This is a genomic window from Achromobacter sp. ACM04, from assembly GCF_014851465.1.
Classification (GTDB): domain Bacteria; phylum Pseudomonadota; class Gammaproteobacteria; order Burkholderiales; family Burkholderiaceae_B; genus Achromobacter; species Achromobacter aegrifaciens.
Map to the genome: position 1 here is coordinate 575,583 of NZ_JACUZS010000004.1, position 26,375 is coordinate 601,957.

The following is a 26,375-nucleotide window of genomic DNA, read 5'->3' on the forward strand; positions in this document are numbered from 1 at the left end:
AGACACTGATAATTTGGTCGGAAGAAAAGCCTTTAGGGACCGCACATCACAGCAAGCACAATGACCAGGTTTCAGGCGAACGCATCCGCTTCCACGAACTTGGCTCCCAGCTCATCCTTTTTCGACAAGCGAGGCACCACATCGGCAGGCCAATCTATCGCCAATGTAGGATCGCTCCAGATCACGCAGCGTTCATGCTGCGGTGCATAGAAGTCCGTGGTCTTGTACAAGAAGTCCGCGGTCTCGGATAGCACCAGGAAGCCATGCGCAAAGCCCTCAGGGACCCACAACATCCGCTTGTTGTCCGCGCTCAGAACCTCACCTACCCACTTTCCGAACGTGGGAGAGCCCCTGCGCATATCTACCGCGACATCGAACACCGATCCCGTTACCACCCGCACCAGCTTACCTTGCGGTTGGACGATCTGATAGTGCAGGCCTCTGAGCACTCCTTGTGCGGAGCGAGAGTGATTGTCTTGAACGAAATTGACATCCCGCCCTACCGCAGTATTGAAACTTCGCCTATTAAAACTCTCAAAGAAAAATCCTCTCTCATCGCCAAAAACGCGAGGCTCGATAAGCAGGACTTCAGGTATTTCGGTTTGAATGATATTCATACAAGCATCTCGTTCTTCAAGACATTCAAGCAGACAATGGCCGCAGCTTGACCGCACTTTCCAAAGATGCGGCCCCTCGCCGTGAGCTCCAAGCCATGACGCTAAAGCACGGCTTGGTTATCCGCGGATGAGCTGTTTGAGACTGCCTTTCACCGCGCGCGCCAAGGCGCGAGCGGCGGGCAGCACCCCGGGAGCGGCTGTCGGCGCGGTACTTTCGAGCATCCGTCCCTGCTCGTCCAGCGCACGCAACAGCTTTGCATTCTCCTCCTTGAGCGACGTTGCCCAATCTGACATCTCCATCAGTTCGGCATGCTCCTGCAGAAGCTTTGCGTTCTCCTCTTTGAGCGACGCTGCCCAATCCGACATTTCCATCAGTTGAGCGTGCTCGTGCAACAGCTTTGCGTTTTCCTCCTTGAGCGACGTTGCCCAATCTGATATTGCCATTAGTTCAGCGTGCTTCTTCGCGGCAATCCGGTTGGACAGGTCAGTAGACGACGACTGCAAGGCAGTCTCTTCCTGGCGTCGCGCCTGGCCCAAGGTTTCGTCCATTAGTGAAGCTCTACTGTTCACCCTGGCAGTCGCGGCCGCATCTCCCGATATCGCGCTCCGCATGTCCTGTTTAAGTCGCTTCCATGCAGCGATGGCAATATCCGTGTAAGTCCACGCTATGTTGTGCTTCTCAAAGAAATAAGCGAGGTTCTTGAAAAACAAACCCTGATATTTTTCAGCCCCCAACTTGCTGAAAGAGACACTACCCTTGTGATATACGAAAGAGCCTTCCGCGATCAGCAGTCGATAATCGGCCTTTCGCGCCCGCACGCAGAGGTCATCGTCTTCGAACATGCCGATGCCGAAGGCTTCGTCCAACATCCCGATCTTGTCAATGACATCCCGACGTATGGCCACGCAGAAAAATCCTAATTTCTCCGTTTCGGAATAGATGCCGCTTTGTAGAGCCAGATAGGAAACGGTAGCTGGTACGAAGGCGTCTTGAGTGACTTCTGGCAGCACGACTCGTTGCTCATTACCAGCTGAGTTGGTTACAGGGCCGACCATTCCAACACTGGGATCCTTATCCAACACTTCTACCAACGGCTCCAGCCAGCCTGGCCCCACAAGCGTATCGTTATTCAGCAAGACAAGGATGCGTCCATTGGAGAGCCGCATGCCGTCGTTGTTGCCGCCGGCGTATCCCTTGTTTACATCGTTCAAGCACATCCGAACATATGGATGCTTCGATTGAAACTGGCGCAGATATTCGGCCGTACCATCACTGGATGCGTTATCGACAACAATCAATTCGTGACGAGTCAGGTCGGTATGCTCGAGTATCGATTCCAGGCAAGGCGCCGTGGTCTCCTCGAGATTGTTGTACGCCAAAACAATGATGGAAGCGTGAATGTTAGTCTTGGATGGATGGCTACTCATAAATGCCCCTGCTATTGTTCGGCGAGTTGCGAACAGACAACCTGTAAAAATCCCGCCACGCGAGCAACGCCTGAAATTTCCTTCGTGCGCTGAACACAGCTGGCGGCCTGATTCTGACAATCATTCGCCACACATCGCCGAAACGGTGGTCGGCAAATTCATCATCGCGTGCACCTGTCTCTCTGATGACACCATGAAAACAATGGCATTTTCCACGCGGTCTGCCATTTTTATATCACCCAGCTCGGAACGGTATGCGACTGCGGGACTGAATGCGTAAGAGCCAGGATGTAGCAGCGGCAAATCGACAGTGAACGTTACCGTCGTAATGCTGCCTACCCCTCCGACATTCACAGTCGTCTTCTCGACATCACTATTCGTGCTGGCCAGCTCTATGCCTTTCTGAGTACGAAAAATATAGCCCGCAATGATCTTCTCACCCGCTTCCATGGACTCATTTCGGATACTAAACCGAAGAACGACTCGAGAACCATGGATGACTGTCTGCGCCGGGCGCATCTCTTCGTCGTAAAGACCTACACCGATAATCGAACAGATACCATCCCCGATACGCCGATCGATATTGGGAATTTCCCGTTCGATGCCCGCAGCTGGACTGGTAGGAGCAGGCTGATCTTCCACCTGAGCTGCAGGCGTTTGGGCCTCGCCCTGTTCATACCCGAAAAGCGCCGCCAAGTAACGGTCGACCACCTTCGATGCCGTGTCGAAAGCGACCATTTGACCGTTTTCCAACCAGATGCATTTCTCGCACAACGACCTCACCGCATTCGCGTCGTGAGATACGAAGAGAATCGTGGTTCCACGTTCCCGTAATTGCTCAAAGCGCAACATGCACCGATGGGTGAAATAGGCATCGCCAACCGCCAAGGCTTCATCGACGATCAGAATATCCGGATCGATATTGGCCTGGATGGCGAACGCCAATCGGACATACATCCCGCTGGAATAAGTCTTGACCGGCTGGTCAATGAAATCGCCGATTTCCGCGAAGGCAAGAATGCGATCCATCTTGGAAGCAATCTCTTGACGAGTCAGACCCAGGATTGCGCCATTGAGGAAGACATTCTCACGCCCCGTAAACTCGGGATTAAAGCCGGACCCCAACTCAAGCAGCGCAGCAACCCGTCCGACGGTAGACACTTCGCCCGCGCTCTGATTCAAGGTGCCGCAAATAAGCTGCAAAAGGGTCGATTTGCCAGAGCCGTTGCGGCCCACGATGCCGATCACCTCGCCTTTCTTTATCTCGAACGAGATATCCTTCAGCGCCCAGAATTCCTTAAAGAACTGCTTATGACCGCGCGCCAACATTTGCAAAAGACGATCGCGCGGACGTTCATAAACGTGATAGCACTTGCTGACATTGAATACCGATATCGAAGTCTCAGAGGACATCAGCAAACCCCTTCCTGGTCTTCTGGAACCACGCAAATGCCAGCCATGCAAACACTGCCGCCGCAGCAGCGTATAGCGCCAATCCCAACGGATCCGGCGGGTTACCGAAAAAGGCTACTGCGCGCATTTGCTCGACAATGAAAGTAAGCGGATTCAGGTACAGCAAGTGACGATATGGTTCAGGCAACTGTTGGGGCGGATAAAAAATGGGCGACATGAACATCACCACGGTCGTCATGATTCCGATGAACTGGGACACATCACGCAAGTACACACCCAGCGATGCCAGTATCCAACATAGCCCCAAGATAAAAAGGCAAAACGGCACCAGGATCACTGGCACATAAAGCGTGGTCAAGTGAGGCACGCCAAATAGGACCATATATGCCAGCAGCCATACCACCAAGCTTATCAACGTATGGAACAGAGCGGCACCTAGCGTAATCCAGGGCAGAATTTCCAGCGGAAACACCACCTTCTTGACGAAATTTGGATTACCAACAATCAATCCAGACGCCTTGTTAAAGCACTCGGCAAAAAGATTGAAGACGATCAGTCCCAAAAACAATACCAAGGCAAACTCGGTCCGAGAGTCACTGCCAGTATTCCATCGTGCTTTAAAGACGACACTAAACACGAAGGTGTAGATCGCAAGCATGATGATGGGATTGATGAACGACCACATCAATCCCATGACGGAGCCTTTATAGCGCCCAATCACTTCTCGCTTGATTGAAGCGACGATCAAACCTCCGTTACGCACCCCGCTCGATACAAGCGCAAGCGGATTGCTCGGAAACTGCCTCATTGTGGAAATACCTCCATTGGTGCCACAGCGCGACGCCCACCCATCGTACCAATTGGCCGCGACGGGTAGCGCAAGTGAACTCGGGATTCGGATGCCGAATAGGGACAACCCGGCATGACGCAGGCACGCATGCTATCGCTATATTTCTCTAGCAGGGTCATGCGCTATTTCTCAAGAATTTCCGCGGACACGCGGCCGCCACCATGACCCACCAACCAACGGCGCTTCTGATGCCGGCAGGTCAATTCACCCCAGCCGCATGCGCTTGTTCGTCGGCATGGTACGAAGACCGCACCATCGCGCCCACCGCCGCATGCGAGAAGCCCATTGCATAGGCTTCGCGCTCGAACATCGCAAAGGTATCCGGATGCACATAGCGCAGCACCGGCAAGTGATGTTCCGACGGCTGCAGATACTGCCCGATCGTCAGCATGTCCACGTTGTGCTCGCGCATATCCCGCATCACCTGCAGGATTTCCTCGTCGGTTTCGCCCAGGCCCAGCATCAGGCCGGACTTGGTGGGGACTTCAGGGTGCAGCTTCTTGAACTCGGCCAGCAGTTTCAGCGAGTGCATGTAGTCCGAGCCCGGGCGCGCCTGCTTGTACAGGCGCGGCACGGTTTCCAGGTTGTGGTTCATGACGTCCGGGGGACCGGCGTTCAGGATGGTCAGCGCGCGGTCCAGGCGGCCGCGGAAATCGGGCACCAGCACCTCGATGCGGGTGCTGGGCGACAGTTCGCGGATGTGCGTGATGCAATCCACGAAGTGGCCGGCGCCGCCGTCGCGCAGGTCGTCGCGGTCCACCGAGGTGATCACGACATAGGACAGCTTCATCGCGGCGATGGTGCGCGCCAGGTTCAGGGGCTCGTTGGTGTCCAGCGGATCCGGACGGCCGTGGCCCACATCACAGAAGGGGCAGCGGCGGGTGCACTTGTCGCCCATGATCATGAACGTGGCCGTGCCCTTGCCGAAGCATTCACCGATGTTCGGGCAGGACGCTTCCTCGCACACCGTGTGCAGGTTGTGCTCGCGCAGGATGCGCTTGATGTCGTAGAAGCGCGAGCCGGGCGCGGCGGCCTTCACGCGGATCCATTCAGGCTTCTTCAGGCGCTCGGCCGGAACGATCTTGATCGGGATGCGCGCGGTCTTGGCCTGCGATTTCTGCTTTTGCGTCGGATCGTAGACCGCTTCCGCGGGCGCAGCGGCGGATTCGTTCGAGGGAACAGGAGACTCGGCGAGCGTGGACATGGAGCACCTTCATGACCGGCGCGAGCGCGCGCCGGGTCTGAGACAAAAACGGCATTTTACCCTCCGCCGCCCGGATCCGCCGCGCGGGGTCCCGTCCCCCGGGCGGCAAACCTCCTTGGCCGCAGCCGGGCTGGGTTATCGTCACGCCTGACGAATCCGCCGGTTTTGCCCATGTCTTCCCTGCCCCCGCCCCACCCCATCGCCCTGATCGCACCCCGACTGGACTGGGCGCCCGCGGCCCGCGCCATCCAGGCCTGCGCCGGATTGCTGCTGCCGGCGGGCTACTATCTGGCTGCCGGCCCCTGGCATGAGGCCCAGTCACAGCCCCTGCTGGGCGAGCTGCGCCCCGCCGCCGCCCTGGCCATCGGCCCGCTGGACGATCCCGCCCTGCGCGCTGCCCTGGCGGCGCTGGAGATCCCCGTCGTGGAGACCTGGAGCCTGTCCGCACAGCCGCTGGACGGCGCGGTGGTGGTCGACAATGCGGAAGCCGGCCGCATGGCGGCGCGGCACCTGGCCGCCAAGCGCCATGCGCGCGTCGCCTGCGTCAGCGCCGACAACCCGTGGGAACGCGCCCGGCGCGAAGGCTTCATCAGCAGCGCAGCCGCACTCGGATTGGAACTGGCAGCGGACATCGTGCAGCCTGAAGTGCAGCACATGAACGACGGCCGCATGGCCTTCCTGCGCTTGCTGACCACCAACACGATCTTCGATGCGGTGTTCTGCACGAGCGATCTGCTGGCCGCGGCCTCGGTCTCGGAAGCCCACAACCGCGACCTGCACGTGCCGCAGGACCTGGCGGTGCTGGGCTACTCGGACGACGGCAGCGCCGCGCAGTGGGCGCAGGGCTTGACCACCCTGGGCGCCGACGCCGCCCTCCTGGGCCGGCGCGCCGGCCAGTTGCTGCTGGACCGCCTGGATGGCGAATGCGGCACGGGCGAGCGGATTACGGTGGAAGTGGTTTTTGAGGAAAGACTGAGCACGTAGGATGCGTAAAGCGCGAGAGTGCTTACCTCTGCCCTGCCGCGCTACACCTCTCCTACTCGTACAACGCCGGAAAACCGCTGTCCTGCAGCATGGTGTTGGCTTCCTGCAGAAACGCAGGCGTGGCGGTTTCAGGCACGCGCACCAGCCATTGCACGGCGTCCTGCTTCCGTCCGCGCAGCAAGAGCAGCCGACCCAGGTGGAACATGCCGCGGAAATCGCCGCCTTCGGCGCAGCGTTGATAACAGTCGAAGGCGCGTTCCATGTCCTGCTCGACCACCTCGCCAGCCTCGTAAAAGCGGCCGACGACGCCGATGGACTTCACGTGGCCGGCGTCTGCCGCCTTTTGGTAAAGGGCCAGCGCCGCCGGGGGATCCTGCGCCACGCTGCCGCGGCCGCTGCGCAGCATGTGAGCATAGTTGTACATGCCCCAGTCCAGACCCTTGTCCGCGGCCAGGCGGAACCAGTAGGCCGCGACCGTGTCGTCACGCGGCACGCCCCAGCCGTTCTCGTAGCAGCGGCCCACCATGTTGATGGCCATGGGGTGATCGGCATGGGCGGCGCGCTTGAACCACGTCAGCCCCTGTTCCGGATCGCGCTCCACGCCGGCGCCGTCCAGCAGCATCTGGCCGTAGATGGTCTGGGCTTCGATCAGCCCCAGTTCGGCCGCCGCGCGGATCCAGGCCGCATAGTCCTCGGCCGGCCCTTGTTCGCGCAGGCGGGCCAGTTCTTCTGGCGTGGTTGCGGCCACGTCGGCCGCGCTAAAGGTCTTCATGTTTTGTTCCTTGCGCGGTCCCAGGCCTGCGCCAGATTGCGCGCCAGCGCTTCGCCCGTCTCGGTGGGCTCGCGGCGCGCGCCACAGGCCGCCATGTCCACGGTGCGCAGGCCCGCATAGCCGCAGGGATTGATGCCCAGGAACGGCGTCAGGTCCATCTGCACGTTCAACGACACTCCATGGTAGGCACGGCCGTTGCGGATCTTGATGCCCAGCGCCGCGATCTTGGCCAGCTCGCCCCCGTCCGGATCGGGCACGTAGACCCCCGGCGCGCCGGGCTTGCGGCAGGCGTCGGCCACGCCCATCTGGGCCAGCGTGTCGATGACCGCGCCTTCCAGCAGATTGACGTATTCCTTGACGTAGATGTCGGCGCGGCGCAGGTCGAACAGCGCATAGGCCATGACCTGGCCAGGACCGTGGTAGGTCACCTGCCCGCCGCGGTCGCAATGGACGATGGGAATGTTGCCGGGATTGAGCACGTGCTGGGGCAGGCCTGCCTGCCCCAGGGTGTAGACCGGCGCGTGTTCGCAGAGCCAGATCTCGTCAGGCGTATCGGCGCCGCGCAGATTGGTGTACGCCTGCATGTCGTGCCAGACCGACAGGTAGTCGGCCGGCCGCGCGAGCCACTTGATCACAGCTGTCCTGCTCTTGCGCTAGAGGACGATGGACACCATCGGATGACCGTGCAGGGCGCGGTAGAGCGCGTCCAGCTGCTCGCGCGAGGTCGCGCGCACCGTGAAGGTCAGGCCCATGTAGTTGCCGCCCTTGCTGGGCCGCATTTCCACCGTGGCGGCGTCGAACTCGGGATCGAACTGCAGCACGACTTCGGTCAGCGTCTGCGCGAATTCGGGATGCTGCTTGCCCATGACCTTGATGGGAAAGTCGCTGGGATATTCGATGAGGGAGTCTTCGGGCGGGATATGTTGCATGATGTGCCTATTACCTGTTTGGTGGTGCCCCCAGGGCGCGGCCACTGCTCTCGATACTGCACCCGAGGGTGCCTGCCACGGGGCGGCCATATCCTGCTTATATGGGGGCAAACCGCCAGCCGGCAAGGCCGCCGGGGCGGCCCCGCGGGAGCCGCCCGGTAACGCCGGCCTAGAGCGCGGCGATGCGGGCATCATAACCCGCCCGCAATTGCGCAAAAACAGGGCCGGGCTTGCCCGAGCCCACCGGCTTGCCGTCCAGCGAGACGATGGCCAGCACTTCCTTGGTGGCCGAGGACAGCATCAGCTCGTCGGCCTGTTCCACCTCTTGCCGCGAGATCGGGCGCGACTCGAACGGGATGCCGGCCTCGGCGGCCAGCTCGCCCATCAGGCCATAGCGGATGCCTTCCAGGATGAGGTTGTTCTTGGGCGGCGCCAGCAGCTTGCCGCCGGAGACCACCCAGATATTGGTGGACGAGCCTTCGGTCAGATAGCCGTCGCGGAACTGCACCACTTCGTCGACCTGCGCATCGACGGCCTGCTGCTTGGCCAGCACGTTGCCCAGCAACGACACCGATTTGATCTCGCAATGCAGCCAGCGCTCGTCCGGGATGCTGATGGCGCTCAAGCCGCGTTCGCGCTGCGCGGCAGGCGGCGGCGCCCACGCCGAGATCATGCCGAAAACCGTCGGAGCCACGGGCGTCGAGGGGAACTGGTGGTCGCGCTTGGCCACGCCGCGCGTCACCTGCAGGTAGACGATGCAGGTTTCAAGGTTGGTGCGCGCCAGCAATTGCTGGATCAGGTCGATCCAGCCCGCGCGGTCGAAGGGCTGCGCGATCCGCAGGGCAGCGAGGCTGCGGTCCAGGCGGTTGAGGTGTTCGGCCATGCGGAACGCATTGCCTTGGTACACGGGGACGACTTCGTAGATGCCATCGCCGAAAATGAAGCCGCGGTCCAGGACGGAGACCTTGGCCTCGTCCACGCGCAGAAATTCACCGTTGAGATACACCTGGCTTTCGCCCGGCACGCCCGGAATCATGAGGCACTCCTGAATATGAAATGGAGAGGGACGAACCGTCCGGTCCGTCCCGTGAATAGAGCACGGGCGTTTCATGCGAAACGCCCGTTGCTAGCTTACACCCGCGATAGCGCCCGCGGCGCGGCGGAATTACTCGAACCAGCGCTTGACGGTATCGACCATGCGGCCGAAGAAGCCGGCGCGTTCGACCGCGTCCTGCACCACCAGCGGTTCGGTGCGCAGCACCTTGCCGTCCAGCGTGAACTGCAGGGTGCCGACCTGCTGGCCCTTGGCCAGCGGGGCGATCAGCGGATCCGTGCGCTGCGCCACCGGCTTCAGGTCGCCGGCCTTGCCGCGCGGCACCGCGATCGACACGGGGTTGGGCGGGCCCAGCTTGACGTTTTCAACCGTGCCTTCCCAGACGCGCGCATCGATGCCGGGCTGGCTCTTGTCGAACAGCTTCACGGTATCGAAGTTCTGGAAGCTCCAGTTCAGAAGCTTCAGGCTTTCCTCGGCGCGCGTGGCTTCGCTGTCCGTGCCCACCACGACCACCAGGATGCGACGGTCGCCGCGTACCGCGGTCGACACCAGGCAATAGCCGGCCGAATCGGTGTGGCCGGTCTTCATGCCGTCCACCGACGGGTCGGCCCACAGCAGGCGGTTGCGGTTGGGCTGGGTGATCTTGTTGTAGGTGTAGCTCTTCTGCTTGTAGTAGTGGAAGTGGTCCGGATGATCCGTGATCAGGTGCGACGACAGGATCGCCAGATCACGCGTGGACGTCATATGCTGCGGATCGGGCAGACCCGTGGCGTTCATGAAGTGCGTGTTGCGCATGCCCAGGCGTTCGGCTTCCTGGTTCATCAGCGAAGCGAACGAAGCCTCGCTGCCGCCCACGGCCTCGGCCAGGGCCACGGAGGCGTCGTTGCCGGACTGCACGATCATGCCCTGGTTGAGTTCGTCGACCGTGACCGGCTTGCGCGGTTCGATGAACATGCGCGAACCGCCCGTGCGCCAGGCGCGCTCGGACACCGGCACGGTCTGCTCCAGCGTCAGGCGCTTTTCGTCCAGCGCGTTGAACACGACATAGGCCGTCATGATCTTGGTGAGCGATGCCGGTTCCACCTTCATGTCCGGGTTGGAAGCGGCCAGGGTCTGGCCGCTGTTCACGTCCATCACGATCCAGGCCTTGGCCGCGATCGTGGGGGCCGGCACGGCCGAGACGTCGCCCACGGGCACCACCGCCGAAGCATTCGGCGCCGGGGCCGCGGCGCCGGCGGCTGCGGCGGGCGCCGCGGCGGGAGCCTGCTGCGCCCAGACCGGCATCGAAGCCGCCAGCATGGCTGACAGCACCGCGCCTGACAGCAGGCGACGGGTAAAGACAACGGGGGAGTGAGCGGAGTAAGGCAAATTCTTCATCGGCAACGTGGGTCCAGTAATGACGCCCGCCGGCGCGGGGCAAGTGGCTGACAATTATAGGCAGTCGATCAGACCCGTCCGGCTCGCCTGGGGTTCCCGCGCATTTAAAACATGCAACTTGATGCAACCTGCCGCCCTCGGGATGTGGCAACGGATCAATCCGTACCGCCGCCGTGATGCCGGCGGTACACGGCCGGAGAAACCCCCACGTGCTTGACGAAGGCGCGACGCAAGGTGTCGACGTTGGCAAAGCCGCATTGCGCGGCCGCCTGCTTGGGCGTGGCGGCGCCCGCCTCCAGCAGCGCGCGGGCCGCGGCGATGCGCGTCATCTCCACCCACGCGGCCGGCGTGACGCCGACCTCGGCATGAAACAGCCGCGCAAAATGCCGGGGACTCAGGCCGGCGTGCTCGGCCAGCGCGTCCACCGACAACGGCAGCCCAGGATTGCCGGCGACCCAGCGCTGGACTTCTTGCAGGGCCGAGCGCCCGACCGGACCGGCCTGCCCCTTGCGGCTGAACTGCAGTTGTCCGCCGGGGCGCTTGAAGAACATCACCAACTGCGCAGCCACGTTGGCGGCCACCTCCCGGCCCAGATCCTCCTCCACCAGCGACAGCGCCAGATCCAGGCCGGCCGTGACGCCGGCGGAAGTGCGCACCTTGCCGTCGCGCACATGCAGGGCGTCTTCCTCGACGGTCACCTTGGGATAGGCCAGGCGCAATTGCGCAGCCGCGTTCCAGTGGGTCGTCGCGCGCCGGCCATCCAGCAGGCCGGCTGCGGCCAGCATGAACGCGCCAGTGCAGACGGAGCCATAGCGCCGGGCGCCCCGGGCCGTCACGCGCAGCCAGCGCAAGGCGGAACTGCTGAGCATTGCGCTGGCGGCCTGCGGCGTGCCGGCGACCAACAGGGTATCGAGACGCGCGATCGGATCGCCCACCGCCAGGTCGGGCAGCAGCCGCGCGCCCGACGAACAGCGGATGGGCCCGGCCTCATAGCCCACCACGCGCAGCGCATATAGCTCGCGTCCAAGTTCGGCATTGGCCTGGGCGAATACGTCCAGGGGGCCGGAGACATCCAGCATCTGGACGCCGGGCAGCGCAAGAATGGCTATGGTCTTGGTCATGGCATCGCGCCTGGACGGCAGGCGTCGGGAAATCGCATGTTTTGGCTGAATCTGGCGTATTACGACAATTGAAGTCATTCTAGTGCGGCGGGAGAATTTATCGAACCCCCACCCCACGCAAGGACTCCCGCCATGAACCCTGTCATCGACGGCATTCAGATTCCCGACAGCAAGCTCGCCCGCGAAATCACGGAATTGGTGCGCGACACCGCCACGCCGCTGCTGTTCCACCACTCCAGCCGGGTCTACTACTTCGGCGCGCTTGCCGGCAAGCGGCGCGGACTGAAGTTCGACCCGGAATTGCTCTATTGCGGCTGCATGTTCCACGACATGGGCCTGACGCATCAGCACAGCAGCGACTGCTGCCGCTTCGAAGTGGACGGCGCCAACGCGGCGAGCGATTTCCTTGGCAGCCGCGGCATCGCCCAACAGGACATCGATCTGGTGTGGACCGCCATTGCGCTGCACACGACGCCCGGCATTCCCGAATTCATGCATCCGGTGGTCGCGCTGGTGACGGCGGGCGTGGAAATGGACGTGCTGGGCCTGACCTACGGCGACTACAGCGACACCCAGCGCGAAGCCGTGGTCGCTGCGCATCCACGCGGGCCAGGCTTCAAGGAAGAAATCATCCAGGCGTTCTACGACGGCATCAAACACAAGCCGCAGACCACCTTCGGCAACGTCAAGGCCGATGTCATCGCCGACAAGGAACCGGCCTTCAGGCCCGGCAATTTTTGCAGCGTGATCCGCGGCTCGCGCTGGCCGGGCTGAACCTGCTGCGCCGCGCAAGCGGCGCCCCCGGTTTTAGTCCAGCGCAACCTTCAGCCGCGCCTGCACCAACTGGCGCAGCACCAGGAGCTTGCCGTGGAAGAAGTGCGATGCGCCAGGCACCACCACCACGGGGATGGAACGCGGGCGCGCCCAGTCCATGGCTTCGGACAGCGGCACGACTTCGTCTTCCTCGCCGTGCACCATCAGCGTATCGTCCGGCACCTGCACTTCGTGCGACTGGAAGCGGTTCACGGCGGGGCCCATCAGCATCAGGGCAGAGGGCAGTACCGTGTCGCCCTGCTCGGCGAGGGCGGCATAGGTCTGCGCGGCGACGGCAGTGCCGAACGAAAAGCCGGCCAGCACCCACGGCGCCTGGGCCAGTTCCGGGTGCAGCTCGCGCATCTGCGCCACGACCGCCAGCATGTCCTGGGTTTCGCCCACGGATTTGTCGAAGACGCCCTCGGACTGCCCGACGCCGCGGAAATTGGGCCGCACCGCGACCAGGCCATGCTGCACGCAGGCGCGCGACAGGGTCGTGACCACCTTGTTCTCGCGCGCGCCGCCCTGCAGCGGGTGCGGATGCAGAACCAGCGCCCAGCCTCGCGGCGTACCCGCGGGCCAGTCCACGGCGCAATCGATGCGGCCGGCGGCTCCGTTGAAGGCGTGGGTTTCAGTGCGTGCGGACATGGCGTGACTCAGGATGCGGGAAAAACAGCGATCTTAACCGCCCGGCCTGGCGGCGGGCTTGGGCGTCGTGGCAAGCCACTGCGCCAATTGGTCCGCGGCATCGTCCGTCGCCTGACGCAATGCCGCGACTCCGCCCTGCGCGTCCTGCGTGGGCGCGGGCGCGCGGGCCTCGATGCGCGTCTGGCCCACCACGCTGCGGCCGCTGAGCAAGACCGCCTGCAGCAGCACGCGGCCTTCGCTGGACTGGCCGTCGGCCGCGAATACCTGTTCGAACTGGGACAACGACACCTGCAATTGCGGCGTCTGCAGGGTGACGCGCTCGTCCAGCACCGGCCCCTGGCGCGACAGGCGCTCCGTGAGGCGCTGACGCACCAGGTCCGCCGGCGGCGAGGCCCAGCGGTAACTGGCATAGGCCTTGGGCGCGGCGCTGTCTCCCACGCGCCAGATCACCCCCGTGTCGGACAGGCTGGGCACGGCCTGGAAGACCAGCGCAAGCGGCGCGCGCGCGGGCAAGGCCGGCGTGGGCCGGGAGTCCAGGCCCAGGTCGAATACCGAAGGCGGGGCTGCCACGCGGCCGATGCCGCAACCGGCCAGGGCCAGCGTCAGGATTAGAACGGCGCTACGCATCTTCATCATTTGGGCGATCTCCCGAAGCCTGCAAAACCGGCCTCGCCGGGCCCGGGCTCGCGGGGCGCCGGGCCGAACAGGAACGATTGCGGCGTGTTGTCCACACGGCGCAGAGTAACGGTGGCGCCGCGCGCGGCCGCGCTGACGTTGGTGGCCATGCTGGTGATGGCGGGCAGGGTCTCGCCATCCAGCCGCGCGGCGGCCAGGGCGATGTCGTTGAGGCTGCTGGTGGCGGCGGACAGGGGACCATCCGGCGCGTTCAGGCGGGCCAGCGACTGGCGGGCCTGCGCCGCCAGGTCGCCGACTTCCCGCGCGGCGCGGTCGGCCTGGCGCGAGGTCTTGTCCAGCGAATCGATCAGGGGACCGAGCTTGGCCAGCGTAGGCGCCAGATCCTGGCTGGCCCCCCTGAGCGACTGGGTGATGTCGTTGGCGTTCTGCAGGCTGGCGGTGAGCGCCTGCACGTTCTGCTCGCTGAGCACGCGCCGCAGCTGCTCGGTGACCTCCTCGACGTTGGAGATCAGCTTGCCGCCGCGCTGCTCAATGCGGTCGAGAAAACCGGGGCGCAGCGGAATGGCTGCCGGATGCGCGGCCGACGACGCCAGCCGCTTCATCGAGGTGCCGTCATCGCGCAGCTCCACGTTGGAAATGCCGGTCACGCCCTGCACGCCCAGTTCGGCCCAGGTGGACTCGGTGATCGGCGTGTTGGGCGCCACGCCGATGCGGATGCGCACCTGCCCGGGCTTGTCCGGGTTCAGGGCCAGGGACTGCACCTTGCCCACCGGCACGCCCTGATAGCGCACCGTGGACTGCGGGTTCAGGCCGCTGACGGCGGTCGCGGAGATGATTTCGTATGGCTGCAGCTGAGTCCGGTCGCGTCCGATCCAGATGGCCACCAAGGCGGCTGCGGCCAGCAAGGCCAGCGTGAAGATGCCGGCCATGAGCGCATGACTACGGTTTTCCATGATGCAATCCCTTCGGCGCCAGATCCCCCAGCGCGCGCAGGCCGCGCTCGCCCAGGAAGAACGTGTGAATGAACGGGTGATCGACCTTCAATACTTCCGGCACCGTGTCGCACACGATCACCCGTTTGTCCGCCAGCACGGCGACGCGCGTGGCCAGCGCCAGCAGCGTGTCCAGGTCGTGCGTCACCATGACGACTGTGAATCCCAATTGCCGGTGCAGGCTGCGCACCAGGTCCACGAACTCGTCGGAGCGCAGCGGGTCCAGGCCAGCCGTGGGTTCGTCCAGGAACAGCAATTCCGGATCCAGCGACAGCGCACGCGCCAGCGCCACGCGCTTGACCATGCCGCCGGACAGGTCCGACGGCCGCTTGTCGGCGTCGCGCGCCGACAGGCCCACCATCGCAAGCCGGCACATGACGACATCGCGCACCAGGTCTTCCGGCACGGTGCGCAGTTCGCGCAGCGGCAAGGCCACATTGTCGAACACCGACAGCGCGGAGAACAACGCCCCCGCCTGGAACAGCATGCCCCAGCGATAGGACAGCCGCCGGCGTTCAGCCGCCGTCAGTTCGAACAGCGAATGACCCAGCACCCGCACCGTGCCCGCGGCCGGCCGGTCCAACCCGATGATCTGCCGCAGCAGCACCGTCTTGCCCGTGCCCGAGCCGCCCACCAGCACCAGGATCTCGCCGGGGAAGACGGTCAGGTCCAGATTGTCGTGCACTACGTGGTCGCCAAACGCCGTGCGCAGCCCGCGCACGGTGATGACGGGTTCTACCGTAACGCCATCCTCGGTGAAAAGCTTGTGCTGGGCGGCGCTGTTCATCAGATGCCCACCGAGCTGAAAATCACGGCATACAGCGCGTCCAGCAGGATCACGCCGGTAATCGAGGTGACCACCGATGTGGTGGTGCCGCGACCCAGGCTTTCCGTGTTGGGCTGGATGCGCAGCCCGAAATGGCAGGCGATCAGCGCGATCAGCATGCCGAAGGTCACGCCCTTGAGGATGCCGATCCAGTAGTTGGTCAGCGAAATCGCGTCCGGCAGCGACTGCAGGAACCATTGCGCCGACACGCCCAGCTGCATCTGCGCGGCGAGCATGCCGCCCAACAGCGCCATGGCGTCCGTCCACAGCACCAATAACGGCATGGTCACAGCCAGCGCCACCACTCGCGGCAGGATCAGGCGTTGCCCATGCGAAATGCCCATGACCAGCATCGCATCGAGTTCCTGCGTCACCCGCATCACGCCGATCTGCGCCGTGATGGCCGAGCCCGAACGGCCCGCCACCAGGATGGCGGCCAGCACCGGCCCCAGTTCGCGCACGATGGATACGCCCAGCAGGCGCACGATGAAACGGTCGGCGCCGAACATCTGCAGCTGCTGCGCCGACAGGTAGGACAGCACCACGCCGATCAGGAACCCGACCAGCGCCGTGATGCCCAGCGCCTGAGCGCCGGTGCGGTACACCTGCGCCGAAATTTCGCGCCACGGCCCCAGCCGCGGGCGCAGCAGCATGCCACCCAGGTCCAGGACCAGTTGCCCCAACATGATGAGCAAGGCGCGGCCATTGTCGATAGCCTGGAAGATCGCCTCGCCCATCGCACGCAGCCAGCTCAATGGGTCGCGCTTGGGCGCGGCGGCCGGGGTCTCGCCCTTGTTCAGGGCCAGCGCGTTGAAAACGTCCTGCTGGCCGGCGGACCAGCGCACGCGCTCGGGCAGCTTGTGGCCCCAGGCTTCCCAGATCAGCAGCGCGCCTATCGTGTCCAGCCGGCCGATGCCGTGCAGGTCCCAGCGCGCGCCGCCATCGGTGGCGCAGGCCAGCGCCTCGCGGCGGCGTTGGACCTCTCCAGGCTCTGCCAGCGCCAGCACGCTCCAGTCGCCGGCCACATGGCACACGCCTCCTTCGAAACGGAAGGGCGCGGCGGCGGCAGGTGCGGACGAAGCGGAATGCGGCATGAAGACAGAATACCGATGCAAAATGTATCGCCAATCATAAACGCTGGCGCCGGCAGACCGCGAGCGCGGGCCGCGTGCCCTACAATCGCCGCCATGTCCGCTCAAGCCAGCCCCATCGACCTGCCCGCGCCGGAAACCCTGGCCCGCACGCTCAGCACGCGCCTGCCCGCCTTCCAGGACATCTCCTGGATCGGTAGCACCGGATCGACCAATGCCGACCTCCTGGCCCGCGCTCGCGCAGGCAGCGGCGGCAAACCCTGGCTGCTGGGCACGCACCTGCAGGAAACCGGCCGCGGCCGCGCCGGCCGTCCGTGGCAGAACCGCACGGGCTCCACGCTGATGTTCTCCTGTGCATTCGACGTGCACCTGCCGCCCGCGCAACTGCCCGCCCTGTCGCCGCTGGCCGGCATCGCCGCCTGCGAAGCTCTGCGCACCGTCGCCGGCCCGCAAGCCGCCGGGCTGTGCATGAAGTGGCCCAACGACGTGCAGTGGCACGACGCCAAGCTGGCAGGCGTACTGGTCGAGACCACCCGCAACCCCGGCGGCAGCGAGGCGGGCCATACGGTCGTCATCGGCATGGGCGTGAACCTGACCGACGCCGCCCGGCTGTCGCTGGCGCTGGAACGCGAAGTCGCCGACTGGAGCCAGGTGCAGGCAGTCGCCGCCCGCCAGGCCTCCGCCGCCGACCTGGTCTGCGCCAGCGCCATGGCCTGGCTGGAAGCGGTCCAGACCCTGGAGCGCGAAGGCTTTGGCGCCTTCAGGCCGCGTTTCGACCAGGTGGACGCTTTGGCCGGCCGCAAGGTCAACGTGCTGGACAAGGGCGCTATTCTTCTAGGCGGCACCGCCTGCGGCGTGGACGAACAAGGCCGCCTGCTGGTGCAAACCCCCGAGGGCACCCAACCGATCCTGGTCGGTGAAATCTCGATTCGACGCCAAGCATGATTATTCTCATCGACTCCGGCAACAGCCGTCTCAAGGTGGGTTGGCTGGACGCCAGCAACCCCGACACGCCGCGCGAACCCGCGGCGGTCGCCTTCGACGGGCTGGACCTGGACGCCCTGGACCGCTGGCTGTCCGCCTTGCCGCGCCGCCCCTTGCGCGCGCTGGGCGTGAACGTCGCCGGCGAGGCCCGCGGCGCGGCCATCGCCGCCATCCTGCAAAAACATGGCTGCACGGTGACCTGGTCGCCGTCGCAAGCAACCACGCTGGGGTTGGTCAACAGCTACAAGACGCCCACGCAGCTGGGCGCCGACCGCTGGGCCTCACTGCTGGGCGTGCTGTCGCGCCTGCCTGGCGCGCACCCGCCCTTCGTGCTGGCCAGCTTCGGCACCGCCACCACCATCGACACCGTCGGCCCCGACAACGTCTTTGCCGGCGGCCTGATCCTGCCAGGCCCGGCCATGATGCGCAGCGCGCTGGCCCACGGCACCGCCAACCTGCCCATCGCCAACGGCCAGGTCGTGGCCTATCCCACGGACACGCACGAAGCCATCGCCTCCGGCATCGCCGCCGCGCAGGCCGGCGCCGTCGTGCGCCAATGGCTGGCGGGACGCCAGCGCTACGGCCAGACGCCGCAGATCTACGCGGCGGGCGGCGGTTGGCCCGAAGTGCATCAGGAAATCGAACGCCTGCTGGCGGACGCGGGCGGCGCCTTCGGTGCGGCCCCCGTGCCCATCTATCTGGATCACCCCGTCCTGGACGGCCTGGCCGCGGTCGCCCGCGCCACCCTGGACGACCAAGCCTGAACGGGAGACCCCGGCCATGCGCGTGCTCTTCATCCTCATCCTGCTGGCGAATCTGGGGGTTTATGCGCTGGGCCAGGGCTGGCTGGGCGTGCGTCCCGAGGACGAAGGCCGCGACCCGCGCCGCTTCAATCAGGAACTCAATCCGGGCGCGGTGACCCTGGTTCCCAAGATCCCGCCTGCCGCCCCCTGAAGCCCCGTCCGGCGCATACGCCGGTGAACCCGGGCGCTAGCCCCCCTTTCCTGCCTCCAACCAAGGCGCCAGCGCGTCCAGCGTGCGCCCCGTGGCTCCCGAATGCATGCGGAACCATGCCAGCGCCGCCTCAGCCGTGCGCTGGCGGCGCGGTTCGTCCGTCAGCAATGCCATGGCCGCTTCCACCGCCTGGCCGGCGTCGGCCGCGCGCAGCACCGCGCCCGCCGCGATGGCGTCTTCCGCCGCCTGCTTGAAATTGAAGGTGTGCGGACCGACGATGACCGGCACGCCCGCCGCACAGGCCTCGATCAGATTCTGCCCGCCCAGCGGCGCGAAACTGCCCGCCACGATCGCCACATCCGAAGCGGCATAGTGGAACGCCATCTCGCCCAACGTGTCGCCCAGCAGCACCGCCGTACCCGGCCCCGGCGCTACGCCTTCGGAACGCCGGACATACGGCAGCCCGGCCTCCGACAACAGACGCGCAGCCTCGTCAAAGCGCTGCGGATGACGCGGAATCAACAGGAACAAGGGCGCGCCCGGCATCGCGGCGTGACGCTTGATGGCCTCGATGAAACCGCTATCCTCGCCCTCCCGCGTGCTGGCCACCGCCACCACACGCCGGCCCAGCTGTTCGCGCCAGGCTTGCCCCGCGGCAACCTGCGGCGCCGGCAAGACCAGATCGAATTTCAGATTGCCCGTCACGACGGGCTGCGGCGCCCCAGCCTGCACCAGCCGGTCCGCGTCCTCCGCGGTCTGCGCCAGCACCGAGTCAAGCCCGCCCAGCGCTTCACGCATCACGCCGCCCATCCTGCCCGCCTGGCGCAGCGACGACGCCGAAAACCGGGCGCTCACCAACGCCATCGGCACGCCGGCGCCGCGCGCGGCCGCCAGCAGGTTCGGCCAGATCTCGCGTTCGATGAGCAAACCGCAACGCGGCCGATACGCCGCCATGAAACGGCGGGTCGCGCCGGGAAAGTCATAAGGCAGCCATGCCTGGCGCAACTGGCCGCGGGCGATCGCATCCGCGTACTGGCGCGCGCCCTCGGCCCGGCCGGTGGCTGTCATGTGCGTCAGCAACACCGGCAGGCCGCGGTCCAGCAACGCTTGCAGCAGAGGCTGTGCGGCGCGCGTCTCGCCCAGGCTGACGGCATGCACCCAGACCGGTGCGGTCCAGGACGCGGCAGCGGCCGTAGCCGTGGCAGGCGCGGCGTGGCCGAAGCGTTCAGAAGAGAAGATTTCCCATTGTCCGCCCGCGCGCCGGGCGCGGTGGCCCATCCAGAGCCAGACCAGCGGTGATAGAGCCCTGAGCGCCAGCGAGTAAACGCCGCGATTCATGTCACTGGGCGGCCAAGGCCTGCTCCACCGCCGCCATCACGGCCTCGCGCGACGGCGAAGCCCCGCGGTCGCCCAGGCTGGCGGTGTAGCTGGAACCGACCAGCGGCGTGCGCACCGGCGTGGACGCACGGTAAATGCCGATGGTGGGCCGGCCCAGGGCGGCCGACAGGTGGGTCAGACCGCTGTCCAACCCCACCATCAGGCGCGACCCAGCCAGCAAACGCGCCACCGCCGTCAGGTCCATGCGGGGCATCACCTCAGCCCCATCCATCCCGGCGATCAGCAAGCGGGCCCGCTCGGCCTCCTGCTCGTTCCCCGCCAACAATTTCAGGGTGCAGCCGGCCTCGCGCAGGCGGCGGAACACGACGCGCCAGTCTTCTTCCGGCCAGAGTTTGTCGTCGCGGCTGGCCGACGGCATGATCACGGCGTAGCCGCGGTCCGTATCCAGATGGTGCAAGCGCGGCAGTTCGCCGACGTTCATACCCTCGCTGCCGACTTCCAGCACCGGGTCCGCCGCAGGCTGCGTCGCCTGCCGCGCAAAAGCCTGCAGACCGAAATCGGGCGCACCGGCGTATTGGTAGCCGAACGTCAGGGCGGCCAGCTTGCGCTGGCGGATCACCGCCGGCTGCCAGAATTCCACCCTGTGCCGCACGTTGTAGAACAGCGACGCCAACGGCTCGCGCGCAGAGCGCCAGTCCAGCCCGTGCCGTACGCCACGGGTCTGGCGCACCAGCCAGGCGGATTTCAGGAGCGCCTGCATGTCCAGGACGATGTCGTACTGCACCGAACGCAGACGCTCCTTCAGCGCCCTGCGCTCCGCCCGCACTTCCGCCGACCACCAGGCTTTGCGCCAACGGCGATGAGCAACCTTGATGACCTGATTGACCGCCGGATGCCAGGCAGGAATGTCGGCAAAGGCTTCTTCCGCGATCCAGTCGATCTGGGCATCGGGCACATGGCGGGCAATGTCGGATATTGCCGGCAACATGTGCACGAGATCACCTAGGGATGAGGTGCGGACGATGAGGATTCTTGTAGGCATGTGCAAAGATTCGTGCTTGGCGCGACCCTCGGCCTGATAGTGGCAGACGCCGCTCAACGCAGCCCGAACTTTACAACAACATTGTGCTTGCCCGCGATCAATCGCAACCACGCGCACGAGATCGCGCCCAGCGCTAAAACAAATGCGCAGCTACTGCTTGCTGCGGCAAGGTCAACGCCCCTTCTTTTTCTTCAAGATCATCCACTTGGGCATGCGAAACAAGACCAGTCGACGGTAAAGCACCACATATGTCGTCGAGAACACCGCCGTAAAGAGCATCAACAGATAAGGCTCTTGCCAAAACAATACGGCGGGTATGACGGCAAGCGACGACAGCAGCCACAAATAGGGGGAAGTCATGGCGTTGCGTTGTGTCTGGTGGCGCATTTCCCGCGAACCGATCGCCCAGCGCACCAATCGCTTGTAGATCAGCATATGCAAGTGCACGCCATCCGGCGCCCCGGGCGAACGGCCACGCAGCCATTTCTTGCGATAGATGGAAAACAAGGTCTCAAACACGGGGTAGATACACAGCAGCAGCGGAAACCAAGCCGAAACTTCCGGATGTCGTGCCAGCATCAGCACCGATAATTCGCCGATGACAAATCCCAGAAAATAGGCCCCGCCGTCTCCGAGAAATATGTGGCCATGCGGATAATTCCACACCAAAAACCCGACAATACCGCCCAGGGTGCTCAACGCCACAATCAACAAGAAACGGTCGCCCAAATAAAAAGAAACGTAGGCAAAGCCGGCCAATATCATTGCCGACACCACCGCCGCCAAACCGTTATATCCGTCGATTATATTTATCGCATTCGCGGCGCCGCCGATAGCCACGGCGGTGAAAACAAACGACACCATTGAAAACTGCAACAACCAATCAACTCCAATAATATCCAAGCGAGTTATCGCCGCGCCCAAAAAATAATAAGCAATTACCCCGGACAACATCGCCAAACCAAGCCGAACCAAAACCCTGACGTGTTTGGTCAGATCTTCAACAAATCCACCCAAGAAGGCGGGCATGGAGGCGACAAGCAGTATCACTAGGTTCGGAAGCACTTCGGGCTCGCGAATTGCGACTAGAGCACACGTCACTCCACTGGCCATCAGCAGTGACAATCCGCCGATTCGGGGAACAGGAACCGAATGATACTTCTGCACGCCCTCGACATCATGATCAGCCGTCAGGCCATCATGCCAAGAGCGGTAGCGCACAATCAACAAAGTTGATATGAGCGAAACCAAGAACGCGACAAGGACGTACAGCATTGCGAAGGTAACCGGAAGGGAGCTGGCGCGATTGTAGCGTCAGACGGAGATAAAACATGCAAACGAATTGGCCAGTTGTGGAAAAGAATGGAACCAGGGTTTGCAAAATAATATAAAGAGGCTTTCATCAAAAATGTGCCAACAACGAACTGGCCTCTCCGCGATGAAGCTTTCGACGCGGGCCTCTCGGACAATGGGGATCCAGGCACTCATTCAAGCTGGGACGCATTCTCACAACCCCGTTGCCTCTAGACCCAGCCGCTCGCCCGAAGTCTGTCGCAATTGCCTGGCTGAAGTGCCTGTGTCAAAGCCGTTCAGGATGCGGCGTTCATTCGTGATGAATGCCAACTGAAGGAAGCGAAGCGGCGGCCCTAGGGCCAGCATTTCATCCGGGTACCAATTCCCAAAAACGCCCCGCTCAGGGGCCCCGCAGTTATGGCTCCCTCTGTATCGCCGTGGCTGCCCTTCCACGCCCATAAGCGCTAGCGGACCGACCCTGACAGGGAGACAACGATACAATGCCCTGTTGTTCATCCCTTTTTGCATTCGATTTAATTTATCGAACCCTCCCTCATAATTATAGAAATTGATTAGCGGTGGATGCGTCCAAGCCGGTGTCGGCCTCGGGCATCCGTCCTTCTTCGCCTCCAGTCATGGCCATTCTGCCTTCTATCCTCGTCGCCCTGCTCGGGATCTTGCCTATCGCCACCATGACGGTCGGCGGCGGTAGCGCGCTGTTCTACCTGATTTTTTCGCTGTGCCTGGTTCGGTGCTTCGCCCGGGAGGGAGGATGGCAGGCGACTTGGCGCGACCTGAAGGACTACAAGTGGGTCATTGCAGCCCTGCTCGTCTCCTTCTGTGCAATTGGCCTTAGCCAGTATGCACATGGCATTACCCACGGTCCGTCCCTGGAACGAGGCCTGCGCATCAGCCTTGGCTTCCCCATCATTCTGGGCGCGCTGCTGAGCATCAACCCGGCGGCGCTCCGGAATGCGTCCTGGGGCATCTTGATTGCGGGGTGGGCTTCGGCCTGTATTGTCTTCTGGCTGGTCTTTCCTGCCTGGAATCGGCCAAATACGCCGCAGTACAACGCGGTCACCTACAGCAATCTGATGCTGCTCTGGCTCTTCATCACCTTTTGCAGCATGGGATGGCAACTGACAAAGCACCCGCGACTTGAAAAGTCAGTCAAAGCACTGACCGTCATCGTCGTTTTTGCGGGCTTCGTGCTCACCCAGACGCGCACCGGGTGGATGGCGATCCCCCTGTTCCTGTTCCTTGCGATGTGGTTGTTCGGCCATCTGCGACATCCTTTCCGCGCATTCGGCCTGTTGATCGCAGGCGTTGCCATTCTTGTTGCCATCGGATCAACCAATCAAGCCTTGCGCACCCGCGTTGAGCAAGGCATCAACGAATTTCAGGCATGCCAAGGCGCCAACGCCACCGAAGACACCTCCGTCTGTATCCGGCTGCAGCTATGGCGAGCCACGAGCGAAATGATCGAAGCGGAACCCATCTTCGGCCTGGGGGGCACCGCCAGATTCGTTCCAGAACTTGAAGCGCGAGTGGCCACGGGAGTCGTTTCGCCCTTTGTCGCGCAAGACTTCGGCGAACCCCACAATGACATGCTGCAGATGCTGGCCAGCTATGGGCTATTGGGCGGCCTGGCGCTAACGCTGCTGTACTTTGTTCCTGCTGGCATCTTTTTGCGCAGGATGACCGCAACAAACCCCGAGCCGGTCCGCGTCGCTGCCGCCATGGGAACCGCCCTGACATTGGGGTTCGCAATCTTCGGGCTGACGGAGCTCATGTTCCGTTCGATGCACAATATCTCGCTATATGTGACGCTGCTGGCGTGGCTGCTGGTCTTGAGCGACAAGAAGCGAAGCGCGTACGCGTAGCAAATCTCCGGATGCCTGCGACCACTGCGGCCATAGTCAAAATGCGCAACTAGGGCCACAATAGGGCTGTGACTCTCCCAAGGAGACAGCCATGCGCATTGCAGATGCCCAGTGGATTCCTTCAACCCAGCACCAGACTTGGGACGCTCTGACGGATCCGGCCGTTTTACAGCGATGTATCCCCGGATGCATCGCTGTCGACAAGCGCAGCGACACGGAGTACGCGGTCACGCTGCGGGCCAAGATTGCCGGCCTGGACACGGACTATGACGGCGAGATCCTGCTCTCGGACGTCAATGCCCCCGACAGTTGCACCCTGGTGTTCGAAGGCAAGGGCCGTGCGGCTTGTCTGGCCATCGGCACCGCCCAGATCAATCTCAGCACCAAGGACCAGGGTACCCGCGTGGCCTACACGGTCGCGGGGATGACCGGAGGCAAGCTGGCCGAATGCGGCGAGGGGCTGGTGCTGAAGGCCGGCGAGAAGATCATCGAGAAGTTCTTCGCCACCTTCATCGACTACATGGCCGCCCAGCCCCGCCTCGCGCCGCCGCCCCCTCCCCCCGAACCAGAGCCGCGCGGACTGTCCAATTCGCGTTGGTCTTGGATCATGGTGGTGCTGGTCATCGCGGTTTTCTGGGGTTATCACACCTTCTATAAGTGAAATCCCTGACGCGCGGGTGATATGCTCTGCGGCATGACGCCGCCGCCCGAATCACCGCCCCCAACCGCCCCCGCCCATACACGACGCGACCTGCTGATGGGCATGGCGGGGGTTTCGGCGACGGTAGTCCTGGCCGCGCTGGATTCCACCATTATCAGCACCACGCTGCCGCGCGTGGCCGAGGCGCTGAACGGTATGGCGCTGTACGCTTGGGTGGGAACGGGCTATCTGCTGGCCACCGCGGCGTCCATCCTGATTTTCGGGCGGCTGGGCGACATGTTTGGCCGCAAGCCCCTGATGTTGCTGTCGGTGCTGATCGTGGCACTGGGCTCTATCGCCTGTGGCCTGTCGCAAAGCATGATGCAGCTGATCATTTTTCGGTCGCTGCAAGGCATAGGCGGCGGGATGATGATCGCGACCGCATTCGCCGCGCCGGCTGACCTGTTCCCCGATGCCAAGCAGCGGGTGCGCTGGATGGCGCTGGTGTCAGCGGCGTTCGCCATGGCCAGCGGCATCGGCCCGGTTCTGGGCGGGGCCGCGACGCAGGCGCTGGGCTGGCGCGCGGCCTTCTTCATTGCGCCGATCGCGGCCGCGGGCGCGTTTTTCCTGCTGGCCCGCTACTTTCCCCGCATCCGCCCCATCCACGACGGCAGCCGCAAGATCGACTGGCTGGGCGCCATCCTGCTGGTACTGGCGGTGGGCGCGCCGCTGGCCGCGCTGGAACTGGCGTTTGCCAGCGGCGACCATGCCCACCCCATGCTGGGCTTGGGCCTGGCGGTGGTGGGTGTGGCGGCTATCGCCATCCTGATTCCCACGGAACGGCGCGTAAGCTCACCCATCTTTCCGCTGCGCGTGCTCGGCGGCGCGGAATCCCGCCTGCTGAACCTGGCGGCGATGATGGTGGGCGCGGTCATGTTCGTGCTGATCTTCTACAGCCCGCTGCTCTTGCAACAGGTACTGAACTACACCCCCAGCGAGGCTGGGCTGCTGCTCACGCCGCTGGTTGCCGCGATTTCGGTGGGCAGCATCATCAACGGCCGCCTGTTCCCCAAGCAGACCGAACCGCAGCGCCTGATGGTGTTCGGCGGCTGCCTGCTGGCAGCTGGTTCGCTGATGGTGCTGCTTATCTCGCCGGGGACCTCGGCCTGGTGGATCCTGGCCGCCTTCTTTGTCAACGGCTGTGCGCTGGGCTTCCTGCTTCCGAACCTGACTCTGTTCATGCAGATGCTGAGCGAGCGGCGCGACGTGGGCGTGGCCTCCGCCCTGGTCCAGACCACGCGCGCCATCGGCAGCGCGCTGGGGACTGCCGTGGTCGGCATCATCATTTCCCACAGCACGGTACTAAACGGAGTGCGCGCGGGCCTGGTGCTGTGTATCGTTCTGTCGCTGACCTGCGCCCTGCTGGCCTACCGGGTCAAGATGAAGAACCTGGCTACAAACCGCAAATGAGCCCCTCTCGGGACTG

Annotated in this window: 27 protein-coding genes; 8 read left to right on the forward strand and 19 right to left on the reverse strand. The window is 63.9% G+C overall.

Going from position 1 to position 26,375, the window contains the following annotated elements; genetic code table 11:
* Positions 1 to 71: 71 nt before the first annotated feature.
* The 5 genes from rfbC to lipA all read right to left on the reverse strand — a co-directional run bounded on the left by rfbC (position 72) and on the right by lipA (position 5,512).
* Positions 72 to 617: a dTDP-4-dehydrorhamnose 3,5-epimerase gene (gene rfbC, locus IB259_RS24570; protein ID WP_192330347.1), complete on the reverse strand. Its 546-nt coding sequence runs from the start codon at positions 615 to 617 to the stop codon at positions 72 to 74.
* Positions 618 to 734: 117 nt separating this feature from the next.
* A complete protein-coding gene (locus IB259_RS24575) occupies positions 735 to 2,045 on the reverse strand; it encodes a glycosyltransferase family 2 protein (RefSeq protein WP_119450133.1) in 1,311 nt (436 codons plus the stop codon).
* Between the two features lie 120 nt (positions 2,046 to 2,165).
* Positions 2,166 to 3,458, reverse strand: coding sequence for an ABC transporter ATP-binding protein (locus IB259_RS24580; protein ID WP_192330349.1), 1,293 nt, complete (start codon positions 3,456 to 3,458; stop codon positions 2,166 to 2,168).
* Positions 3,448 to 4,266, reverse strand: coding sequence for an ABC transporter permease (locus tag IB259_RS24585; RefSeq protein ID WP_119450132.1), 819 nt, complete (start codon positions 4,264 to 4,266; stop codon positions 3,448 to 3,450). The genes IB259_RS24580 and IB259_RS24585 overlap by 11 nt, the downstream gene beginning before the upstream one ends.
* A 241-nt stretch (positions 4,267 to 4,507) precedes the next feature.
* Positions 4,508 to 5,512: a lipoyl synthase gene (gene lipA, locus IB259_RS24590; RefSeq protein WP_054457058.1), complete on the reverse strand. Its 1,005-nt coding sequence runs from the start codon at positions 5,510 to 5,512 to the stop codon at positions 4,508 to 4,510.
* Between the two features lie 171 nt (positions 5,513 to 5,683).
* Between lipA and IB259_RS24595 the strand changes: the two genes are divergently transcribed.
* A complete protein-coding gene (locus IB259_RS24595; RefSeq protein WP_192330351.1) occupies positions 5,684 to 6,496 on the forward strand; it encodes a substrate-binding domain-containing protein in 813 nt (270 codons plus the stop codon).
* A 52-nt stretch (positions 6,497 to 6,548) separates the two neighbouring features.
* Here the strand turns inward: IB259_RS24595 and IB259_RS24600 are convergent, their stop codons facing one another.
* From IB259_RS24600 to IB259_RS24625, 6 genes are all read right to left on the reverse strand, one after another.
* Positions 6,549 to 7,268 (reverse strand): tetratricopeptide repeat protein, encoded by a 720-nt coding sequence (locus IB259_RS24600; RefSeq protein WP_192330353.1) that lies wholly within the window; start codon positions 7,266 to 7,268, stop codon positions 6,549 to 6,551.
* Positions 7,265 to 7,903 (reverse strand): lipoyl(octanoyl) transferase LipB, encoded by a 639-nt coding sequence (gene lipB / locus IB259_RS24605; protein ID WP_054457064.1) that lies wholly within the window; start codon positions 7,901 to 7,903, stop codon positions 7,265 to 7,267. The genes IB259_RS24600 and lipB overlap by 4 nt, the downstream gene beginning before the upstream one ends.
* A gap of 18 nt (positions 7,904 to 7,921) precedes the next feature.
* Positions 7,922 to 8,197, reverse strand: coding sequence for a YbeD family protein (locus IB259_RS24610; RefSeq protein WP_054457066.1), 276 nt, complete (start codon positions 8,195 to 8,197; stop codon positions 7,922 to 7,924).
* Positions 8,198 to 8,366: 169 nt separating this feature from the next.
* Positions 8,367 to 9,233 carry a D-amino acid aminotransferase gene (locus tag IB259_RS24615; protein ID WP_192330355.1) on the reverse strand — a complete coding sequence of 289 codons (867 nt, stop codon included), beginning with the start codon at positions 9,231 to 9,233 and terminating at the stop codon, positions 8,367 to 8,369.
* Positions 9,234 to 9,362: 129 nt separating this feature from the next.
* On the reverse strand, positions 9,363 to 10,628 hold the full coding sequence (locus IB259_RS24620; protein WP_118933510.1) for a D-alanyl-D-alanine carboxypeptidase family protein: 1,266 nt from the start codon (positions 10,626 to 10,628) through the stop codon (positions 9,363 to 9,365).
* Between the two features lie 155 nt (positions 10,629 to 10,783).
* Entirely contained in the window at positions 10,784 to 11,749 is a 966-nt protein-coding gene (locus IB259_RS24625; protein ID WP_192330357.1) for a GlxA family transcriptional regulator, read from the reverse strand.
* A 132-nt stretch (positions 11,750 to 11,881) separates the two neighbouring features.
* On the opposite strand from IB259_RS24625, the gene IB259_RS24630 reads away from it, so the two are divergent.
* Entirely contained in the window at positions 11,882 to 12,523 is a 642-nt protein-coding gene (locus tag IB259_RS24630) for an HD domain-containing protein (protein WP_192330359.1), read from the forward strand.
* Positions 12,524 to 12,556: 33 nt separating this feature from the next.
* Here the strand turns inward: IB259_RS24630 and IB259_RS24635 are convergent, their stop codons facing one another.
* From IB259_RS24635 to IB259_RS24655, 5 genes are read right to left on the reverse strand one after another with little or no spacing between them, the layout of a single operon-like run.
* Positions 12,557 to 13,210 carry an alpha/beta hydrolase gene (locus tag IB259_RS24635; RefSeq protein WP_054457076.1) on the reverse strand — a complete coding sequence of 218 codons (654 nt, stop codon included), beginning with the start codon at positions 13,208 to 13,210 and terminating at the stop codon, positions 12,557 to 12,559.
* Between the two features lie 33 nt (positions 13,211 to 13,243).
* Positions 13,244 to 13,843, reverse strand: a complete 600-nt coding sequence (locus IB259_RS24640) for an ABC-type transport auxiliary lipoprotein family protein (RefSeq protein WP_054457293.1) — start codon at positions 13,841 to 13,843, stop codon at positions 13,244 to 13,246.
* Positions 13,843 to 14,799, reverse strand: a complete 957-nt coding sequence (locus IB259_RS24645) for an MlaD family protein (RefSeq protein ID WP_175159965.1) — start codon at positions 14,797 to 14,799, stop codon at positions 13,843 to 13,845. Before IB259_RS24645 ends, IB259_RS24640 begins: the two co-directional genes overlap by 1 nt.
* A complete protein-coding gene (locus tag IB259_RS24650) occupies positions 14,786 to 15,625 on the reverse strand; it encodes an ABC transporter ATP-binding protein (RefSeq protein WP_054457079.1) in 840 nt (279 codons plus the stop codon). The genes IB259_RS24645 and IB259_RS24650 overlap by 14 nt, the downstream gene beginning before the upstream one ends.
* The gene (locus IB259_RS24655; RefSeq protein WP_054457082.1) at positions 15,625 to 16,758 is read right to left on the reverse strand and encodes an ABC transporter permease; all 1,134 of its coding nucleotides are present in this window, start codon (positions 16,756 to 16,758) and stop codon (positions 15,625 to 15,627) included. The genes IB259_RS24650 and IB259_RS24655 overlap by 1 nt, the downstream gene beginning before the upstream one ends.
* 93 nt (positions 16,759 to 16,851) lie before the next feature.
* Here IB259_RS24655 and IB259_RS24660 point away from each other — a divergent pair, with 93 nt between their 5' ends.
* From IB259_RS24660 to IB259_RS24670, 3 genes are read left to right on the forward strand one after another with little or no spacing between them, the layout of a single operon-like run.
* Positions 16,852 to 17,700 (forward strand): biotin--[acetyl-CoA-carboxylase] ligase, encoded by an 849-nt coding sequence (locus tag IB259_RS24660; protein WP_054457083.1) that lies wholly within the window; start codon positions 16,852 to 16,854, stop codon positions 17,698 to 17,700.
* Complete coding sequence (locus tag IB259_RS24665; RefSeq protein WP_192330361.1) at positions 17,697 to 18,503, forward strand: type III pantothenate kinase; 807 nt, start codon at positions 17,697 to 17,699, stop codon at positions 18,501 to 18,503. The genes IB259_RS24660 and IB259_RS24665 overlap by 4 nt, the downstream gene beginning before the upstream one ends.
* A gap of 16 nt (positions 18,504 to 18,519) precedes the next feature.
* Positions 18,520 to 18,693 carry a hypothetical protein gene (locus IB259_RS24670; protein ID WP_175159970.1) on the forward strand — a complete coding sequence of 58 codons (174 nt, stop codon included), beginning with the start codon at positions 18,520 to 18,522 and terminating at the stop codon, positions 18,691 to 18,693.
* 36 nt (positions 18,694 to 18,729) lie between these two features.
* Here IB259_RS24670 and IB259_RS24675 read toward each other — a convergent pair whose 3' ends face one another.
* The 3 genes from IB259_RS24675 to IB259_RS24685 form a co-directional block, all read right to left on the reverse strand.
* Positions 18,730 to 20,031 (reverse strand): 3-deoxy-D-manno-octulosonic acid transferase, encoded by a 1,302-nt coding sequence (locus IB259_RS24675; protein ID WP_192330363.1) that lies wholly within the window; start codon positions 20,029 to 20,031, stop codon positions 18,730 to 18,732.
* 1 nt (position 20,032) lies between these two features.
* Positions 20,033 to 21,073, reverse strand: a complete 1,041-nt coding sequence (gene waaC, locus IB259_RS24680) for a lipopolysaccharide heptosyltransferase I (protein ID WP_192330365.1) — start codon at positions 21,071 to 21,073, stop codon at positions 20,033 to 20,035.
* A 171-nt stretch (positions 21,074 to 21,244) separates the two neighbouring features.
* Positions 21,245 to 22,348 carry a glycosyltransferase gene (locus tag IB259_RS24685; RefSeq protein ID WP_119450124.1) on the reverse strand — a complete coding sequence of 368 codons (1,104 nt, stop codon included), beginning with the start codon at positions 22,346 to 22,348 and terminating at the stop codon, positions 21,245 to 21,247.
* Positions 22,349 to 23,001: 653 nt separating this feature from the next.
* Here IB259_RS24685 and IB259_RS24690 point away from each other — a divergent pair.
* The 3 genes from IB259_RS24690 (at position 23,002) to IB259_RS24700 (ending at position 26,359) form a co-directional block, all read left to right on the forward strand.
* The gene (locus IB259_RS24690) at positions 23,002 to 24,249 is read left to right on the forward strand and encodes an O-antigen ligase (RefSeq protein ID WP_119450123.1); all 1,248 of its coding nucleotides are present in this window, start codon (positions 23,002 to 23,004) and stop codon (positions 24,247 to 24,249) included.
* Positions 24,250 to 24,340: 91 nt separating this feature from the next.
* Positions 24,341 to 24,910: a carbon monoxide dehydrogenase subunit G gene (locus IB259_RS24695; protein ID WP_054457116.1), complete on the forward strand. Its 570-nt coding sequence runs from the start codon at positions 24,341 to 24,343 to the stop codon at positions 24,908 to 24,910.
* Between the two features lie 96 nt (positions 24,911 to 25,006).
* A complete protein-coding gene (locus tag IB259_RS24700) occupies positions 25,007 to 26,359 on the forward strand; it encodes an MFS transporter (RefSeq protein WP_054457118.1) in 1,353 nt (450 codons plus the stop codon).
* Positions 26,360 to 26,375 lie beyond the last annotated feature (16 nt).

Excerpts from the sequence above, each read along its gene's own strand:
- rfbC (WP_192330347.1), bottom strand. The coding sequence starts at position 617 with ATGAATATCATTCAAACCGAAATACCTGAAGTCCTGCTTATCGAGCCT.
- IB259_RS24575 (WP_119450133.1), bottom strand. The coding sequence starts at position 2,045 with ATGAGTAGCCATCCATCCAAGACTAACATTCACGCTTCCATCATTGTT.
- IB259_RS24580 (WP_192330349.1), bottom strand. The coding sequence starts at position 3,458 with ATGTCCTCTGAGACTTCGATATCGGTATTCAATGTCAGCAAGTGCTAT.
- IB259_RS24585 (WP_119450132.1), bottom strand. The coding sequence starts at position 4,266 with ATGAGGCAGTTTCCGAGCAATCCGCTTGCGCTTGTATCGAGCGGGGTG.
- lipA (WP_054457058.1), bottom strand. The coding sequence starts at position 5,512 with ATGTCCACGCTCGCCGAGTCTCCTGTTCCCTCGAACGAATCCGCCGCT.
- IB259_RS24595 (WP_192330351.1), top strand. The coding sequence starts at position 5,684 with ATGTCTTCCCTGCCCCCGCCCCACCCCATCGCCCTGATCGCACCCCGA.
- IB259_RS24600 (WP_192330353.1), bottom strand. The coding sequence starts at position 7,268 with ATGAAGACCTTTAGCGCGGCCGACGTGGCCGCAACCACGCCAGAAGAA.
- IB259_RS24610 (WP_054457066.1), bottom strand. The coding sequence starts at position 8,197 with ATGCAACATATCCCGCCCGAAGACTCCCTCATCGAATATCCCAGCGAC.
- IB259_RS24615 (WP_192330355.1), bottom strand. The coding sequence starts at position 9,233 with ATGATTCCGGGCGTGCCGGGCGAAAGCCAGGTGTATCTCAACGGTGAA.
- IB259_RS24620 (WP_118933510.1), bottom strand. The coding sequence starts at position 10,628 with ATGAAGAATTTGCCTTACTCCGCTCACTCCCCCGTTGTCTTTACCCGT.
- IB259_RS24625 (WP_192330357.1), bottom strand. The coding sequence starts at position 11,749 with ATGACCAAGACCATAGCCATTCTTGCGCTGCCCGGCGTCCAGATGCTG.
- IB259_RS24630 (WP_192330359.1), top strand. The coding sequence starts at position 11,882 with ATGAACCCTGTCATCGACGGCATTCAGATTCCCGACAGCAAGCTCGCC.
- IB259_RS24635 (WP_054457076.1), bottom strand. The coding sequence starts at position 13,210 with ATGTCCGCACGCACTGAAACCCACGCCTTCAACGGAGCCGCCGGCCGC.
- IB259_RS24640 (WP_054457293.1), bottom strand. The coding sequence starts at position 13,843 with ATGAAGATGCGTAGCGCCGTTCTAATCCTGACGCTGGCCCTGGCCGGT.
- IB259_RS24645 (WP_175159965.1), bottom strand. The coding sequence starts at position 14,799 with ATGGAAAACCGTAGTCATGCGCTCATGGCCGGCATCTTCACGCTGGCC.
- IB259_RS24650 (WP_054457079.1), bottom strand. The coding sequence starts at position 15,625 with ATGAACAGCGCCGCCCAGCACAAGCTTTTCACCGAGGATGGCGTTACG.
- IB259_RS24655 (WP_054457082.1), bottom strand. The coding sequence starts at position 16,758 with ATGCCGCATTCCGCTTCGTCCGCACCTGCCGCCGCCGCGCCCTTCCGT.
- IB259_RS24660 (WP_054457083.1), top strand. The coding sequence starts at position 16,852 with ATGTCCGCTCAAGCCAGCCCCATCGACCTGCCCGCGCCGGAAACCCTG.
- IB259_RS24665 (WP_192330361.1), top strand. The coding sequence starts at position 17,697 with ATGATTATTCTCATCGACTCCGGCAACAGCCGTCTCAAGGTGGGTTGG.
- IB259_RS24670 (WP_175159970.1), top strand. The coding sequence starts at position 18,520 with ATGCGCGTGCTCTTCATCCTCATCCTGCTGGCGAATCTGGGGGTTTAT.
- IB259_RS24675 (WP_192330363.1), bottom strand. The coding sequence starts at position 20,031 with ATGAATCGCGGCGTTTACTCGCTGGCGCTCAGGGCTCTATCACCGCTG.
- waaC (WP_192330365.1), bottom strand. The coding sequence starts at position 21,073 with ATGCCTACAAGAATCCTCATCGTCCGCACCTCATCCCTAGGTGATCTC.
- IB259_RS24685 (WP_119450124.1), bottom strand. The coding sequence starts at position 22,348 with ATGCTGTACGTCCTTGTCGCGTTCTTGGTTTCGCTCATATCAACTTTG.
- IB259_RS24690 (WP_119450123.1), top strand. The coding sequence starts at position 23,002 with ATGGCCATTCTGCCTTCTATCCTCGTCGCCCTGCTCGGGATCTTGCCT.
- IB259_RS24695 (WP_054457116.1), top strand. The coding sequence starts at position 24,341 with ATGCGCATTGCAGATGCCCAGTGGATTCCTTCAACCCAGCACCAGACT.
- IB259_RS24700 (WP_054457118.1), top strand. The coding sequence starts at position 25,007 with ATGGGCATGGCGGGGGTTTCGGCGACGGTAGTCCTGGCCGCGCTGGAT.